Here is a 15378-nt window from a genome sequence, read left to right as displayed (position 1 = left end):
GGTGACAGTGCGTGGCGTGCTGACTTGTGACCTTCTAATTGATCTTGAACGGGGCTGCGGGCAAGGGGCCTTCGGGGATCGCGGAACCCGGCGATACCGGGCCCGAGGGAGAGAACCGGCCATGTGGCGCACGGCCTGTACGGGGGCCGGGGAACCTCGCCGGAAGGTCGTGCGAAGTCGTCATCGGCCCGGCGGCATTCCCGGCCTCGCGGATGTCACACGTGCGAGCGCGGCCGATTTCGTGCACGAATCGTGACCATCCGCCGGGGCCCGTCGCGCGCGGCGGGCGAGGTCGGGGATCAGGGTCGCCGCCCCGACGGCGGCCAGGACGGCCCCGAGCCACAGCGGCGCCCGGAGCCCGAAGACGCCGATCGCCAGCCCGCCGCCCCAGGAACCGATCACGACGCCGAACGTGATGAAGGAGGCATGCACCGTGTTGACCAGCGGCCGGGCATTGGCGGCCCGCTGGACGCGGGTGGCCATGGCCGGGTTCATGGTCACGCCGACCAGGCCTATGCCCATCATGAACATCACCGCCGGGGCCTTCAGGTGCGCCAGCAGGGCGAACCCGCTCAGGAACGACAGGTTGAGCAGCAGACCGCACAGCAGTACGGGCACGGCGTACCGGTCCGCGAGCCGGCCGACGACGTGGTTGCCGGCCACGGTGGCCGCTCCGTAGGCGATGAGCAGGACGGGCACGGCGCCGCCGCCGAAGCCGGTGACCTCGGTGAGGATCGGGTTGAAGTAGCTGAACGCGCAGAACGTCGCGCCGATGATGAAGGTGCTGGTGGAGAGCGCCAGCCACAGCCGGCGGCTCCTGAACGCCGTCATCTCCTCACGCAGGCTCCCGCCGCCGTCGGCGTGTCCCACCGCCGGCACACCGGCGGCCGTGCACAGCGCGGCGACGACGGTCAGGACGGCGATGGCCCAGAACGCGGCGCGCCAGCCGAAGGCCGCCCCGACCAGGGTGGAGAGCGGGAGCCCGAGCAGCGTGCCCAGCATCAGCCCGTTCAGCACGACGGCCATCGCGCGTCCACGCACCTCGGGGCGGGTCAGCTGGGCGGTCAGGGAGATGGCAACGCCGAAGAAGGCCTGCGAGGCGACGCCCGTGATGACGCGCGCCACCAGCATGAGCGCGTAGCCGGCCGCCGTGGCGGCCAGCACATTGCCCACCAGGAAGATCACGAACAGCGTCATCAGGGCCGGCTTGGGGCGCAGCCGGAGCACGGCCACGGTCAGGAAGGGCCCGCCGAAGGCCATGGCCATGGCGAAGGCGGTGATCAGGTAGCCGATCTGCGGCACGGTGACGCCGAGCCCGCCGGCCATCTGCGGCATCAGCCCGGCGACGACGAACTCGCTGGTCACCATGGCGAAGATGCCGAGGGCCAGCACATAGACAGCGCGTGGCATGGGAGGTCCTCCGTTTTGGATTGATCAGTTCAAAATCAGGGCATGGGCATGCGAGGGCACGCGGGGCGCCGCACGGGCGAGCGGGCGAGCGGGCGGAGAGACGGACGGGCAGACGTAGAGACGGGCAGACGTACAGAAGGCAGAAGGAAGGGTTCAGAGGGAGGGAAGGATCAGATCGCGTCGAGCGCCGTACGGGCGATGGCGCGCAGCGCGGCCGCGTCGGCCCCGGCGCGGGCCGCGACCCGGATTCCGCTGACGGTCGCCATCACGAAGTGCGCGAGCGCCCGGGCGTCCCGGTCGGCGGCGATGTCGCCGTCCCGCCGCCCGGACTCGAACACCGCGGTCAGCGCCTCGAGCCTGCGCGCGTAGTCGCGCTCCAGCTCACGCGCCACCTCCGCGTCGCGCGCTGCGAGCTCCACGGCGGTGTTGACGTACAGACACCCCCGGCCGTCGCCGTACCCCGTGGTCTCCTCGGCCACGACGCGGCTCAGCAGGGCTTCGACCCTCGCCCGGGCGGGCCGGTCCTCCTCGAGCAGCCCGGACAGTTCGTCCGTCCGCCGCGCCATATAGCGGTCGAGGGCGCGGCGGAAGAGCTCGTGCTTGCTGTGAAAGGTGTTGTAGATGCTGCTCCGGCCCAGGCCGGTGGCCTCGCACAGGTCCTGGGTCGAGGTCGCCTCGTACCCGGCGGTCCAGAACGCCTCCATCGCGGCGTCGACCGCCCGCTCCTCGTCGAACTTCCTCGGCCTGGCCATGCCCCGACGGTACCAGGTTTTTGGATCATTCGGTCCAATATTTCAGCCGGCGCCACGGGCGCCCGCCAGCAGCCCCGCCCACGCCCCTACGATCATGAACGGCCCCAGGGGCAGCGCGTCGCCGCGCCCCGCACGGCGGGCCAGCAGCAGGCCCATGCCGTAGAGGGATCCCAGCAGCAGTCCGGCGAAGGCCCCCAGGAACAGCACCCCCCACCCGTACCAGCCCAGGGCGCAGCCCAGCCCGGCGGCGAGCTTCACGTCGCCGAAGCCCATGCCGCCCGGGTGCAGCAGGAACAGGGTGAAATAGCCGGCCGCCAGCGCCAGTCCGCCCAGCAGGGCCCGCGGCCAGGACCCCGCCGCGCCGGGTATCAGCGCGGCGGCGCCCAGCAGCGCGGCCGTGCCGAGCGCCAGCGGCACGGTCAGCACGTCCGGGAGCCGCCGCACCGACCAGTCCACGCCGGCCAGCACCACCGTCACCGGCGCCGCGAGCAGCCACACCGCCAGCTCCGGCCGCGACCCGACGGCCGCCGCGAGCGCCGCGCACACCAGGGCCGTCACCCCCGCCGGCCACGTCGCCCCGGGACCGTACCTCCCCCCGCACGCTCCGCACCGCGCCCGCCCCGCCCACCCGGCGACGGCGTGCCCGCACGGCCCGGCCGAGCGCCACTCCTCCTCCGGCTCCACGGCCAGCCGGAACCGCGCCCGGGGCGCCAGGGCCCCGGCCACAGCGCCGTACACGGCGGCGGCGACGATCAACAACGCGTCCATGCCCCGAGGTTACGCACGATCGCCGCATCTCCGCCGGGCCTGTGGATAACCTGTCCGCATGACCCGCCGGCAGGACGGATACGCCCAACTCCGCATCTCCGCAACCGGCATGACCGTCCCGCTCGAGATCGCCGCCTCCTTCCGCGCCCGCTCCCGCGGCCTCCTCGGTCGCGACGCCATCGAGGGCGCGCTGCTCCTCACCCCCGCGAGCGGCGTCCACACCTGGCGCATGCGCTTCGCCATCGATGTGGCCTATCTGGACCGGGACTTGACCGTACTGTCCGTACGCACCATGCGTCCCGGCCGTCTCGGGGCGCCCCGCCTCAGGGCGCGGCACGTACTGGAATCGTCCGCCGGAGCGATGGCGCGATGGGGGCTGTGCGCCGGCGCGCGCGTCGAGGTCCTTTCACGCGGGGAGCATGACGGGGCACATGACAGGGCGCATGAAGAGACGCATGACGGGGATCATTTCCAGGACCTCTGACGCAAGGCCTCCATAAACGGAATGCACAGGATTCTCCTCGCCATTGAAAATACGGTGAGATTATCAAATGTCTTTCAAGTTCGGAGATTTATACGGTATCGATAAAACCACGACGGACTTAACCTGAGCTGCACAGGCCCAGCGCTGAGCCTCTGAATTCTCCACCCCTATGGGAGAAGGACGATGAGCGAAGACAACAACGGCAGCATCTGCGCGGAGGGCCTCGCGGCCCGCGATCCGGCGGTGCGCGACGCCCCCAGGTCCGAGCCGGCGGTCGTGTCCGCCGACGAGGTGGTCGAGAACGACGAGGCCGGCGGTGCGCGTCACCGGCCCGGGCGGGTGGCGGCATCCGGCGAGCGCCGGCTGCACTCCGGCCCCGGCGACCGGCTCGAACCGAACGCGGGCTGAGGGGCGGGAAAAGCGATGCTGCGACTGTGCAACAACTACTCCACCCTCACCGCGACCGCATTCATCATGCGGGACCTGAATTGTCCCGACAGGTGGCTGAAGTTCGGCTGGTTCAACCTTCAGCCGGGCGAATGCCGGGACATCTACAGCGGCTGCGCGTCGGCGGTGAACCGCTTCTGGTACTTCCACTCGGAGGCGATCGACGGATCGTTCTGGGCCGGGCAGTTCGAGTACTGCGTGCAGGACCCGGCATTCCAGTGGTGCCTCAACAGGTGTGACCCGGGCGGCTATATCGCCGGCTTCCGCGAGCTCGACGTGAACAGCTTCTGCAACTTCACGCTCACGCTCACGGCGTGATCGCACCCCGCCCCGCGCCCCCGGCCCGGCGCCGCCCACGCCCGGGCCGCCCAGGGGACGCGGGGCTTCCGCACCACCCCGCCGCGCCCGGGTCTACCCGTCGCGGCGGCGGCCCGCCAGGGTCCAGGCGCCGAGGCCCAGCAGCAGAACCGATCCGGTGCCGATGCCGGCGTAGCCGATGATCCGGAGCCGTCCGTTGCGGGGCGCGCCGCCCGCCGCGGCCACGAGTTCGCCGCCGACGGCGCCCCCGCCGCGTCCGACGCCCTCCTCATGACCGGCCTTCCGCGCGCCCGCCACCTCGACCTTGAGCGTGACGGGCACGCCGCCGCCCCGTGCGCCTCCGTGAACCTTGGGGCTGAGGCTGACCTGCAGGTAGTACCAGCCGGCGAAGCGCATGCCGCGGGCGGCCTCGCCGCCGGTGCCGGCGTCGCCGTACGCGGCCGGGGGCGTGGCGAGCGAGACCGTCGCGGGTTTGCCCTGGTAGCCGCCGGTGCGGTTCATCACGTAGCCGCGGGCGGAGTTGCTGAGTCCCAGCCGTACCCCGCGCACCACGTAGGGGCCCGCGTCCGGCTTCAGGCCGAACTCGGCGTCCGTGAAGAGCTGTTCGCCCGCGTCGACCGATATCCGGTAGAAGCGCGTCTCGCCCGGCCGGAGCTCGTCCTTCCATACGCCCGACCGCAGCTCGGCGGCGTCGTTGAAGCCCGTACCGCCCGTGACGCCCTCCCCCTCCCCCTGCGGCGGGCCGGACGGCGCCCGGGAGCTCCAGCCGCCGGGGGCGGGCGGGGCGTCGGCCTCGTGCTTCCGCGGCACCTCGGCCACGTACTTCAGTTCGACCGGTACGGCCGCGTCGTCGCCGCCCGTCGCGTCCCCGCGCTGGACGACGAAGCGGTACGTACCGGCGCTCGCGCACGGCCCGCCCGCCCGTACGACGCGTTCCGCGTAGTCGGCCACGGGGTAGGCCCCGCCGGCCGACAGGAACGATCTGTTCCGCCCGCTGCCGCACGGGGTGCCGTCCGGGGCCTGCAACGCCACCTCGATCCCGTCCCGCAGCCCCATCGAGGCGCCGGGCCTCGGGACGGCGACGGCGGACACGAACGCGCTGGACCGCTCGTCCAGCTCGACGCCGTAGTACTTCTTCTCACCGGGCCGGATGCTGTCCGTGTACGTCCTCGCGCCCGCCTTCAGTACGGGCCCGTCGTCGCTGCCGCCCGATCCCGTCACGGCCGTCGCCCCGGAGGCCATCCGGTACGCCGGCGGCCCGTCGGCCGCCACCGCCGCCGTGCCGCTCGCCGCCGTCAGCGCGCCGAGTGCGACCGCCGCCCCGACGAACCGCCCGCCCCTCATCTCCCGCCTCCCTCAGCACTCCCCCGCCGACGCTTTGGTCCAGGCCCATCCTGCCGTGACGAACGGCGAGTTCGCGACAGATCGCCCAGGCTCGGCCGACGCGTGGCCCGCCGTCGGGCGGCGAGGGCGGCCAGGGTGGCGGCGGTGGCGGCGGTGCCCGCGCTGTCCCCTCCGGCCGAGGGTCAGGGCCGGTCCGGGCCTCCGCGCGGGAAGCTCACCTCGACGCGGCGGTTCTTGCGGCGGCCGTCCTCCGTGCCGTTGTCGGCGATGGGGTACTGCTCGCCGTAGCCGCGGATCTCGTAGCGCGTCGAGGACGAGCCGAGGTGCTCGGCGAGCTGTCGCTGGACGGCGTTGGCGCGCTCCTTGGACAGGGAGATGCCGTGGTCGGCCGAGCCGAGGTCGTCGGTGAAGCCGAAGATCCGCAGGGTGGTGGCACGCTGCTTGCGGGCCTCGTCGGCGATGGCACGGATGCGGGCGTTGGCCGTGTCGCCCAGCCGGGCGCTGTCCTTGTCGAAGAGGACCTCCGCCTGCAGGGCGAAGGTGACGTCGGCGTTGGTGTCCGCGCGGCGCTCCTCGCCGTCGCCCGTCTCGACGACGGACTTGATGTCCAGGACGCGTCCGGGCGCGAGCTTCGCGCCCGCGCGCAGCCTGAGGCCGGGCGCGGTCGCGTCGACCCTCACCGGGGGCGTCGTCCGGGCGGAGCCGGCGGGACCGCCGCCGGGGCCGCCGTCGGCGTGGGCGGGGACGACGGCCGCGAGGGCCGCCGCCGCGGCGAGAACCGTGCCGCACAGGGACCGGTGGGTCGGCCACATGACGCGCTCACCCGGAGATCGGGATGCGGACGGACGGCATGGTCGGCAGCTGGAAGTCCACCGCCTTGACGTCGTCGGGCGGGGCGGGGAACTGGGCGAAGATGGTCCGGCTCTCGCCGGGGCGGATATTGACCAGGCCCGTGGTGCACAGGCATTCCCCGTCGGTGTCGCGCAGGACGAGGTAGCGCTTCTTTCCCGCCTGGTCGATGAGGGAGGCTCCGGACACCGAGGACTGGGACTTCATTTCCGTCTCCTTCGACCGCCAGGTCAGCGAGGTGTAGGGCTTGGCGCCCCGGTTCGCCACGGTTCCGTTGACGGTCACGAAGCCGCCTTTCTCACGCGCGGCGGAATGGAGGAGGACCGTGATTCCGTCCGGGCCCCTGATCTCGCCGATCGTCGCCGTCGGCCGCGGGCCGGGACTGTTCGTGGCGGTGCCGTGCGAGGCGGCGGAGTTTCTCGCGGAATTCACGTCGGTTCTCTTCTCCCCGTCGTCGTCCTCGCCCCCGCAGCCCGCCAGGGCGAGGGATATGACGACCACGAGCGCCGTTCCTGCCATCCGAGAGGTCATGGGTGCGTTGTCCGTTCGTTCGTCCGTCCGGGAAATGGCCGACAGCCGGTCGGCCGGGGCGAAGGCCTCCAAAGGGAAGGCCTCCGAGGCGAAGGCCTCCAAGGCGAAAGCCGACGGCTCGGTCGGTCACTCGGTCAGTCGTACGGTGAAGAGGTCCGCCGCCGTCACCACGGCCTCCGGTCGCCGGGGGTCGACGACCACGATCTCGTCGTCGCAGCTCAGGGTGCGGCCGTCCGCGGCGCGGGGCACGCAGCGCGGGGCGACGACCGCCTCGGCCGTGGCCGTGGCGTGCCGGTCCTCGGTGCCGGGCACCACCGAGGCGCCCACCGTCCGCGCGGAGGTGACGCTCACGTGGAACGAGCCGGGCGCGTCACCCTCCTCGCAGGTGATCGCCGGCTGTGCGCCGTTCGCCTCGGCGTACGCGGTCGCCGCGCGGCAGGCCCGGTCGCGGTCGGCGCCGCGCCCGGCGAGCCAGCCGGCCCAGTCGCCGCCCGTGCCCGCGGCCGCCGCCAGGAAGCCCGTGCGCAGCTGTTCCCGGAAGTCCTGGGCGGCCGCCAGCGCGGCGGCGTCGGCGGCGGTCTGCGTCGCGTTCTTGGCCGCCCCGGCCCGTCCGACGACGAAGAAGGCCAGGGCGAGGAAGAGCAGTGCCGCGACCGCGGTGATGTAGAGCGGGAACGCCTGTCCGGCGTCCCGGCTCAACCGGTGATCCGCTGGATCTGGTTGGTGATGGCGGTGGCGATCATCGTGCCGAAGTCCGTCGTCGTCAGGACGAGGATGATCGCCACGACCACCGCGATGATGCCGAGGTATTCGACCGAGGTCTGCCCCCGGTCGTCCGCGCGGAATTCCCCGGACACTCGCCGTGCCCGAAAGCGCTTTCGCATGATGTTCCCCTCCATGGGTGGTGCGCTGCCGACCCTTTTCCCTTCCCTCACAGGGCAGTTGGGACACCACACGCCTCACCCCCAGTTCCCCGAAGACTGTCCCACAGCCCATTGCACCCGCGAAGCGTCTTCACGTACTTCGCTCAACTCGCCCCCGGCCGTCACCCCCACTTCGGTCCCCGCTTCGGTCTCCCGCTTCGGTCCCCCCGCCTCAGTCCCCGGTGATCGAGCCGAAATCCATGCCGGACCCCAGGAGGAATCCGGCGATCAGCAGGATCATCGTTCCCGGGACCATGAACGTCGTGATGACCATCGTGGCCTTCGGCACCGCCCGGGCCGCCCGGCGGCGGGCCAGCTGGGCGTCGGTGCGGCGCATGTCGGTGGCGATCTCGATGAGCGTGTCGACGATCGGCGTGCCCAGCTCCTCGCCCTGCTGCAGCGCCGTGACGAACTGGGCGACCTGCTCGGAGTCGTTGCGCCTGCGCAGCTCGTCGAAGGCCTGGCGTCGGCTGACGCCCATGTCCATCTGCCGCAGGGTGATGCGCAGTTCGTCCGCCCACGGCCCCTCGTACCGCTCGGAGACCCGGTCGAGCGCCTGCCGGAAGCCCAGGCCGGCGCTCACCACCACCGCGAGCACGTCGAGGAAGTCCGGCAGCGTCCGTTCGATGGCGTCCCGCCGCTCGCGCACGGCGGCCCAGATGCCGACCTCGATCCAGAACAGCCCGAAGCCGACGAGCAGCAGCGCGAGCACGCCCTGCCCCTTCAGGAGCATCACCAGCGCCCCGCCGAAGCCGAGCAGGCCGTAGACCGCGCGCCGGGCGGCGTACCGGTCGACGGTCAGGCCGCCCGGGTTGCCCGCCCGGTCGATCCTGCGCCGCACCTTCGCCACCCGCTTCTCACCCATCATCCGCAGCACCAGGGGCGCGTAGCGCATGCCGAGCCGGTCCACGGCCGAGCCGACGGCCGTCGTCCGCGTCGAGCCGACCTCCAGGGCCACCGCGAGGTCCGGCGGCAGCCTGGCCTCGCCGCGGCACAGCAGGACGCCGTAGCAGATGCCCACCGTCGACGCCCCGGCCAGCAGCGCCAGTACGAAGCCCACGTTCCCCACCCCTCACACGTCCCGACACGTCCCGCACGCTCAACAGGTGTCCACACATCAGCCGCGACACATCGGCCGTCACACGTCGATCTTCGACATCCGGCGGATCAGGAAGAACCCCAGCGCGTACATCCCGAAGGCCGCCACCACCGCCAGCCGGCCCGGCCAGCCGGCCGTCATCCGCTCGATCGATCCGGGCGCGATGCGGTCCATCAGCAGCAACGTCCCGACGCCCATCGCCGGCACGACGTAGGCCGTCACCGTCACCTGCGACAGCTGGGTGCGCACCTCGCGCCGGGTCTCCTTGCGCTCCTCCAGGGTCGAGGTGAGGTTGCGCAGCGAGCTGACGACGGTGCCGCCGGCCCGGTGGGAGAGCACCAGCGTGGTGACCAGCACGACCAGTTCGCGCGAGGGCAGGCGGCGGCCCAGCTCGCCGAGGGCCTCGTCGATGGAGTGGCCCACCGCCAGCTGGTCGGCGACCTTGGCGAGCTCCTCGCCCGCCGGGGCCTCCATCTCCTCGGCCGCCATGCCCAGGGCCGTGCGCAGGGCCAGCCCGGCCTGGGTGGCGTTGGCCAGGATGCGCGAGAGCTCCGGCAGCTGGTTGATGAACCTCTCGATGCGCTTGCGCCGCTGCCAGGCCAGGAGGGAGTGCGCCGCCCAGACGGCCACCAGGCCCGCCAGCGGCCCGAAGAACGGCGCCAGCGCCGTCGCCGCCACCAGCCACAGCCCCGCCGCCGCGCCCGCCGTGCCCATCGCGAACTCGCCCACCGTGACGTCCAGGCCCGTCGACGCGATCCGCAGCTCCAGCCGTCGGCCGGCGGGCGTGGCGCGCAGCCGCCGGTCGGTCCGCGCGAAGTAGCGCGTCCGCCCGGCGGGCGGCAGGGGCGGGGCGTCGGAGAGGCGGTCGACCAGCGCCTGGTGGCGGTCGCGCCCGGTGGCGTACGTCCGTACGCCCGCGACGGCCAGCACCCCGCACAGCAGGGTGGCGCCGACGGTCAGCAGTGCCAGGTGGTCCATGTGCGGCTACCTCTGTCCGGTGTGGCGGGTGTGGAGTTCGCCGGGGAGCGCCGCGACGCCGTAGGCGGCCGGTACGGATTCGTTGGCCAGGCGCAGCCGCTCGGCGGCGCGTCCGGGAAGCGGGAAGTGGGTGAAGGCGCCGCGCACGACGCGGTCGGCGCCCATCGGCGCGGCGTCGAAGCGGGAGACGGTGGCGAGCCGGTACCCCTCGTCGCGACCTTCGCCGTACGCGTCCGGGGACAGCAGGGCGATCTCCGCGACGCGCCGGGTGCCGTCGGCGTGCCGGGCGAGCTGGACCAGGCAGTCGACGGCGCTGTCGATCTGGTCGCGCAGCGCCTCGTAGGGGATGCGGACCTCCGACATCGACGCCAGCGTCCGCAGCCGCAGCAGCGCGTCCTCGGCGCTGTTGGCGTGCACGGTCGCCAGCGAGCCGTCGTGGCCCGTGGACATGGCCTGCAGCATGTCCAGGGTCTCGCCGCCGCGCACCTCGCCGACGATGATGCGGTCGGGGCGCATGCGCAGGGAGTTGCGGACCAGGTCGCGAATGGTGATGCGGCCCTTGCCCTCGACGTTGGGGGGCCGCGACTCCAGGCGGATGACGTGCGACTGCTGCAGCTGCAGCTCGGCCGCGTCCTCGACGGTGATGATGCGCTCCCCGTCGGGGATCAGCCCGGACAGGGCGTTGAGCAGCGTCGTCTTGCCCGCGCCCGTCGGCCCCGAGACCACCACGTTGAACTTCGCCCGCACCAGCGCCCCGAGCAGCATCAGCATGTGCTCGTCCAGCGTCCCCATGCCGATCAGCTCGCGCAGGGTGTACGCGCGGGGGAAGCGCCGGATCGTCAGGGTCGCGCCGTTCAGGGCGAGCGGCGGAATGATCACGTTGACGCGCTCTCCGCTCGGCAGGCGGGCGTCCACCATCGGATTCGACTCGTCCACGCGGCGGTTGACGGTGGAGACGATGCGCTCGATGGTCTGCATCAGCTGCTCGTGGGAGGCGAAGCGCACGGGCACCGGCTCCACCCGGCCGGCCCGTTCGACGAAGATCTGGTCCGGGCCGTTGACCATGATCTCGGTGACGGACGGGTCCTCGAGCAGCGGTTCGAGCACCCCCAGGCCCAGCGCCTCGTCGACCACCCGGCGGATGAGGCTGTCGCGCTCGGCGGTCGAGAGCACCGGCCCCTCGCGGCTGATGATGTGGCCGAGCACCCGCTCGAGGCGGCCGCGGCGCTCGCCGGCGGCCAGCGCCGACATCTCGGCGAGGTCGATCTCCTCCAGCAGCTTCGCCCGGTAGACCGGCACCAGGTGCCCGGGCTCGCGGCCGTCGGGCCGCGCCTCGGGGGCGACGATGCGGTCGCGCAGGCTCATCGAGCGGCCCCCACCGGCTCCGCCGGGCAGGGCATGGTGGCGCGCCGGGTCACCGCGAACCCGGTGCCGGGAAGGAGCGGGGGGACGTCCACGGTCACGGTGGCGGTGACCTCGCCGGCTCCGCCGCCGCACCGCGGCGCGTCGACCGCCGCGCGGGACGCCACCCAGCCGGTCATGGCCGCCCCGCCGGCCCCGGCGGGGGTCGCTCCGGGCACGTCGAGCGTGGCGGTACGGGCCGCCGCGCGGGCGCCCGTACCCGCCTGCTGCGCGGCGAACGCGGCGAGGCCGAGGTGGACCGCCGCGAGGCCGACCAGGAGCAGCAGCGGAAGGAACCCGAGGAACTCCACCGAGGCCGAGCCACCGTCCGCGCGCCGCTTCCCGGTGCCGCGCCCGGTCCCCGGCCCTTGGCCGTACGAGGTGCCCTGCCCTTCGCCGTACGAGGTGCCCTGTCCTTCGCCGTACGAGCTGCCCGGCCCTTCGCCGCGCCCGGCGCCCGGCCCTTCGCCGCGCCCGTCGCCGTCCCGCGCGGCGTCCGCGGCCGCGCGCGGCGGCCCGCACCGGGCCGTCACGGGCCCGCGGGGCCGGGCCGGACGCGTCGCCGCCGTCGCCACCCCTCAGTCCTCCCGCGCCACGCCGGCCGTACTCTCCACCGGCCACGGCCAGTCGACCGACCCGGGGAACAGCACGGGCACCCGCAGGCGCACGCTCGCCCGGTACACCGACCCGTCCGGCCCGCAGCGCGGCTCGCCGCGCCAGGCGCCCGGCAGGTCCGAGCGGGCGGCCGCCGCGCAGTCGCGGCCCACCGCGCCCGCCCGCGCGGCCTTGTCGGCGGCGTGGCCGGCCAGCGAGAAGGAGTAGCCGACCAGGACGCACTGCCAGACGACCGCCAGCGCCACCAGGATCAGCGGCAGGATGCCCGCGAACTCCACCGCCATCTGGCCCCGGTCGCCGCCCCCGCGCCGACGGAAGCGGATCGTCGGCAGGAGCGAGCCGCTGGGTACGGGCGCCAGCTGGTCCGGGCCCGTACCGCCGCCGCCCCCTATGGCCCGGCGGCGTCCGGCGTGGGCGCCGGGCGCCCCACCGCGCAGGGCCCGGCCGCCGGCCGCCGGAGCGGCCAGGCCCAGTTCGCCGGCCAGCGCCCACAGCGCCTGCCGGACGCCGGAGCGGGCGTCCAGGTCCTGCATCCGGCCGGAGTCCACGGCGCTCTGCAGCTCCTTGTAGCCGGCCGGGACCGTGGTCCGGGCGGCCCGGGTGCCCGTGGTGCGGGCGACGAGCGCCGGCTGGATCTCGGCGTTACGGGTGTGGCGGTTGACCACGGTCGTCGTCTCCTCGGCCTTGCGGATCTGCAGCCGCTCCCACATCCGGACCATGCGCTTGGCCGCCCGTACGGACACCACGTCCGGCGTCGTGACCAGTAACGCCACGTCCGCCGTCTCGATCACCGCGGCGCCGGCGGCCGTGATCTGTGTGCCGCAGTCGACGACCACGACCTCGTACCGGCCACGCAGGGCGGCGGTGATCTGCCGGGAGGCGAGGTCGCCGACCTCCTCGCCGCGCTCGCCCTCCGCCGGGGCCAGCAGCAGCCCGAGGCCGGTGGGGTGCGGGAAGACGGCGTCCCGCAGCACGCGCGGCGAGATGTCGCTGATGCCCGCCAGGTCGGCCACCGACCGCCGGAACTGCACGTCCAGGTAGGAGGCGACGTCACCGGACTGCAGGTCGAGGTCGGCCAGGGCGACGCTGCGCCCGGCGGCGCGGGCGGCGAGGGCGAGCTGCACGGCGGTGACGGTCGTACCGACCCCGCCCTTGGCGCCGACGACCGCGACGAGCCGGCCGCCCGCCCCGCCGCCGCCCACCGCCGGGCCGTCGTCCGTGGCGCCCAGGTGGCGGCGGACGCCCGTGGCCCACTGCGCGGCGGCCTGGACGCGGGCGGCCAGTTCCTCGTACGACGGTGGCAGCGCGGCCAGGCCGCGCGCGCCGCAGTCCATGGCGGCGGCGTACAGCGCGGGGCCGGCCTCGGCGCTGAGCAGGATGACGCCGGTGGCGGGGAAGCGCAGGGCGATGTCCCGGATCAGCTCGAGGGCGGGGACGGGCCCGAGGCGCTCGTGGACGAGGACGACCTCGGGCAGTTCGTCGACCGAGGCGGCCGCCAGCACGGCGAGCGTGTCCAGCAGGCGGGTCGAGTCGCCGACGGCCCGCAGGGGCTCGGCGCCGGGGAGTCTGCCGAGCAGCCCGCCGACGGCGCGGGCGGCGTCCGGGTCGCCGACGGCCGGGAGGATTCTGATCGTCACCGTGGGCCTGCCTCCATCCACAACAACCGCTGGGCCATTCCGTTGGGCTCCTCCGGGGATCCGCCGCTGCCGGCGTACGGGCTACTTGTCGCCGTCGAGGGTGTACGTGCGGTCGCTCCCGGCCACGCTCTCCTCGCCGCCGGGGGCGACGAGGGCGAGCCGGACGCGGGAGGCGAACGACTCGGCGTACGCCACGCGTTGGGCGTCCTTGGTGCCCAGCGCGAAGGTGATCGGCACGGCCTCGCCGGCCTGCCGGGTGGTGGTGGCGCCGCCGCCGCGGCTGTCGCCGTCCCGCTTGAGGGGGGTGAGCCGGCCGACGTCGATGACCCGGGCGCCGCTGACGATCACCTTGGAGACGGGCTTCGCGCCCTGCTCCTTGGCGTCGAAGGTGGCGTAGATGTTGACCTTCGAACCCGGCAGGATCTTGCCGGCGACCCCGGTCGCCGCGTCGATCATGATGGCGATCTCCTGCTGGCCGGGGGCGAGCGCCGGACGGGCGACGATCATGTCCTTCTGCAGCAGGGATCCCTTGCGCAGCGGGGTGACGGCGATCTTGCCGCGCACGGCGGCGAGGTCGGTGACGGCGGTGGAGGGGAGCCAGCGCCTGGGCATGGAGATCCTCTCGAACTCGTCGGTCTCCAGGTCCCGGTAGGCGGGGATGTCGGCCTTCAGCCGGTAGGCGGTGACCTCGGGGCCGACCTTGGACTCGGCGTCCTCGATGACCGAGAACACTCCGGCGAACGCACCGAGGGCACAGAGGACCGACAGGAGCAGCAGGACGATCCCACGGCGCTGACGTGAATTCATGGGACGACGAACCTCGTTCGGGGCCTCGTTCGGGGGCTATGGCGGATGTTCGGCACGTTCGGTGTTGTTCGGGGCGTTCGGGGTGTTTCGGCAGGTGGGGCCTGCGGGGCGTGCCGCCGGTTCAGCGGCCGGCCGGGGCCCGCTCGGGGGCGCCGGGCGGTCCGATGGCGCGGTCGCCCGCGCCGCGCGGCACGGGCGCGGCGCAGAACCCGCAGCGGTCACCGATGAGTTCGAGGCCGCACCAGTGGCACTCCTCCCGGCGCACGGAGGCGACGAGCTGGTAGAGCACGGAGGGGTCGGGAATGGCGGCGGCGAACTCGACGGCCCGCGACGTGCCCCACCAGCGTCTGGACTCGGCGGGCAGCGGAAGGATCTCCTGGACGCCCTGCACCCGCCAGTGCGGGGCGACGGCGTCGGTGACCCAGTCCTCGGTCGCGCGGGGTCTGGAGCGGGCGACGGTCATGCGGGTGGCGAAGCCGGGCCCGGCGGGCAGCTCGCCGGCGCCGACCCGGACGACCTGCGGCGCCGGGTTGACCACGACGCCGAAGCGGGCGCCCGGCAGGAGCGAGGCGACGTGCGCGCCGAGCCCCACGTCGACCCGGTCGAGCCGGGCGACGGACGCCAGCTGGGCGCCGGCGTAGATGTAGTGGGCGAGCAGCCGGGCGGCGCAGGCGAGCACGCCGGGGGTGAGGTCGGAGACGGACAACTGCCGTAACTGGCGGGCCAGTACGCCCACCGACAGCGGCGGCAGGGCCACGGGCAGGAGGGCGACGCGGTCGCTCTCCAGGACCGAGCGCACGGCGTGCAGCCGATGGACGTACGCCACGGCGAGCGAGTCGGGGTAGAGCACCACGAGATGGCCGCACCGCTCGAGCAGGTCGCCGGCCTGGGCGACGGCGTCCTCCAGCGGCTGGACCTCGGGCGGCTGGAGCACCGCGGCGGTGGGAACGGGCCCCCCGGGCGGTGGCAGCACCAGGTCGGAGCTGGTGACCGCTATCGCAATCGGCACGTCGGC

The 15378-nt window shown here is 73.7% G+C and carries 18 protein-coding genes; 3 read left to right on the top strand and 15 right to left on the bottom strand.

Annotated elements, in window-relative coordinates; all coding sequences use genetic code 11:
• Window positions 1-180 precede the first annotated feature (180 nt).
• From AB4K12_RS30070 to AB4K12_RS30060, 3 genes are all read right to left on the bottom strand, one after another.
• The gene (locus tag AB4K12_RS30070) at window positions 181-1410 is read right to left on the bottom strand and encodes an MFS transporter (protein ID WP_368437860.1); all 1230 of its coding nucleotides are present in this window, start codon (window positions 1408-1410) and stop codon (window positions 181-183) included.
• A 170-nt stretch (window positions 1411-1580) separates the two neighbouring features.
• Window positions 1581-2162 carry a TetR/AcrR family transcriptional regulator gene (locus AB4K12_RS30065; protein ID WP_368437859.1) on the bottom strand — a complete coding sequence of 194 codons (582 nt, stop codon included), beginning with the start codon at window positions 2160-2162 and terminating at the stop codon, window positions 1581-1583.
• A 42-nt stretch (window positions 2163-2204) separates the two neighbouring features.
• A complete protein-coding gene (locus tag AB4K12_RS30060; RefSeq protein WP_368437857.1) occupies window positions 2205-2930 on the bottom strand; it encodes a prepilin peptidase in 726 nt (241 codons plus the stop codon).
• 58 nt (window positions 2931-2988) lie between these two features.
• On the opposite strand from AB4K12_RS30060, the gene AB4K12_RS30055 reads away from it, so the two are divergent.
• The 3 genes from AB4K12_RS30055 (at window position 2989) to AB4K12_RS30045 (ending at window position 4179) form a co-directional block, all read left to right on the top strand.
• Window positions 2989-3414: a DUF192 domain-containing protein gene (locus AB4K12_RS30055; RefSeq protein ID WP_368437856.1), complete on the top strand. Its 426-nt coding sequence runs from the start codon at window positions 2989-2991 to the stop codon at window positions 3412-3414.
• Between the two features lie 183 nt (window positions 3415-3597).
• Complete coding sequence (locus AB4K12_RS30050; RefSeq protein WP_368437855.1) at window positions 3598-3822, top strand: hypothetical protein; 225 nt, start codon at window positions 3598-3600, stop codon at window positions 3820-3822.
• A gap of 15 nt (window positions 3823-3837) precedes the next feature.
• Window positions 3838-4179 carry a DUF1036 domain-containing protein gene (locus AB4K12_RS30045; protein WP_368437853.1) on the top strand — a complete coding sequence of 114 codons (342 nt, stop codon included), beginning with the start codon at window positions 3838-3840 and terminating at the stop codon, window positions 4177-4179.
• Between the two features lie 93 nt (window positions 4180-4272).
• Here AB4K12_RS30045 and AB4K12_RS30040 read toward each other — a convergent pair whose 3' ends face one another.
• From AB4K12_RS30040 to AB4K12_RS29985, 12 genes are all read right to left on the bottom strand, one after another.
• Window positions 4273-5523, bottom strand: coding sequence for a hypothetical protein (locus tag AB4K12_RS30040; RefSeq protein ID WP_368437851.1), 1251 nt, complete (start codon window positions 5521-5523; stop codon window positions 4273-4275).
• A 182-nt stretch (window positions 5524-5705) separates the two neighbouring features.
• Window positions 5706-6335: an OmpA family protein gene (locus tag AB4K12_RS30035; RefSeq protein WP_368437850.1), complete on the bottom strand. Its 630-nt coding sequence runs from the start codon at window positions 6333-6335 to the stop codon at window positions 5706-5708.
• 7 nt (window positions 6336-6342) lie between these two features.
• Window positions 6343-6903, bottom strand: coding sequence for a hypothetical protein (locus AB4K12_RS30030; RefSeq protein ID WP_368437848.1), 561 nt, complete (start codon window positions 6901-6903; stop codon window positions 6343-6345).
• Window positions 6904-7029: 126 nt separating this feature from the next.
• Window positions 7030-7602, bottom strand: coding sequence for a pilus assembly protein TadG-related protein (locus tag AB4K12_RS30025; RefSeq protein ID WP_368437846.1), 573 nt, complete (start codon window positions 7600-7602; stop codon window positions 7030-7032).
• On the bottom strand, window positions 7599-7787 hold the full coding sequence (locus tag AB4K12_RS30020; protein WP_368437844.1) for a Flp family type IVb pilin: 189 nt from the start codon (window positions 7785-7787) through the stop codon (window positions 7599-7601). The genes AB4K12_RS30025 and AB4K12_RS30020 overlap by 4 nt, the downstream gene beginning before the upstream one ends.
• A 211-nt stretch (window positions 7788-7998) precedes the next feature.
• Complete coding sequence (locus AB4K12_RS30015) at window positions 7999-8886, bottom strand: DUF5936 domain-containing protein (protein ID WP_368437842.1); 888 nt, start codon at window positions 8884-8886, stop codon at window positions 7999-8001.
• A gap of 78 nt (window positions 8887-8964) precedes the next feature.
• A complete protein-coding gene (locus tag AB4K12_RS30010; protein ID WP_368437841.1) occupies window positions 8965-9903 on the bottom strand; it encodes a type II secretion system F family protein in 939 nt (312 codons plus the stop codon).
• Window positions 9904-9909: 6 nt separating this feature from the next.
• A complete protein-coding gene (locus tag AB4K12_RS30005; protein WP_368437839.1) occupies window positions 9910-11268 on the bottom strand; it encodes a CpaF family protein in 1359 nt (452 codons plus the stop codon).
• Window positions 11265-11879, bottom strand: a complete 615-nt coding sequence (locus AB4K12_RS30000) for a TadE/TadG family type IV pilus assembly protein (RefSeq protein ID WP_368437837.1) — start codon at window positions 11877-11879, stop codon at window positions 11265-11267. Before AB4K12_RS30000 ends, AB4K12_RS30005 begins: the two co-directional genes overlap by 4 nt.
• A gap of 3 nt (window positions 11880-11882) precedes the next feature.
• A complete protein-coding gene (locus tag AB4K12_RS29995) occupies window positions 11883-13556 on the bottom strand; it encodes a CpaE family protein (RefSeq protein ID WP_368437835.1) in 1674 nt (557 codons plus the stop codon).
• Window positions 13557-13637: 81 nt separating this feature from the next.
• Window positions 13638-14363, bottom strand: coding sequence for a Flp pilus assembly protein CpaB (gene cpaB, locus AB4K12_RS29990; protein WP_368437834.1), 726 nt, complete (start codon window positions 14361-14363; stop codon window positions 13638-13640).
• 121 nt (window positions 14364-14484) lie between these two features.
• Window positions 14485-15372, bottom strand: a complete 888-nt coding sequence (locus tag AB4K12_RS29985; RefSeq protein ID WP_368437833.1) for a hypothetical protein — start codon at window positions 15370-15372, stop codon at window positions 14485-14487.
• Between the last annotated feature and the right edge of the window lie 6 nt (window positions 15373-15378).

The organism is Streptomyces sp. C36 (genome assembly GCF_040932295.1).
Taxonomy (GTDB): domain Bacteria; phylum Actinomycetota; class Actinomycetes; order Streptomycetales; family Streptomycetaceae; genus Streptomyces; species Streptomyces triculaminicus.
This window is presented reverse-complemented; position numbering and strand designations above follow the sequence as displayed.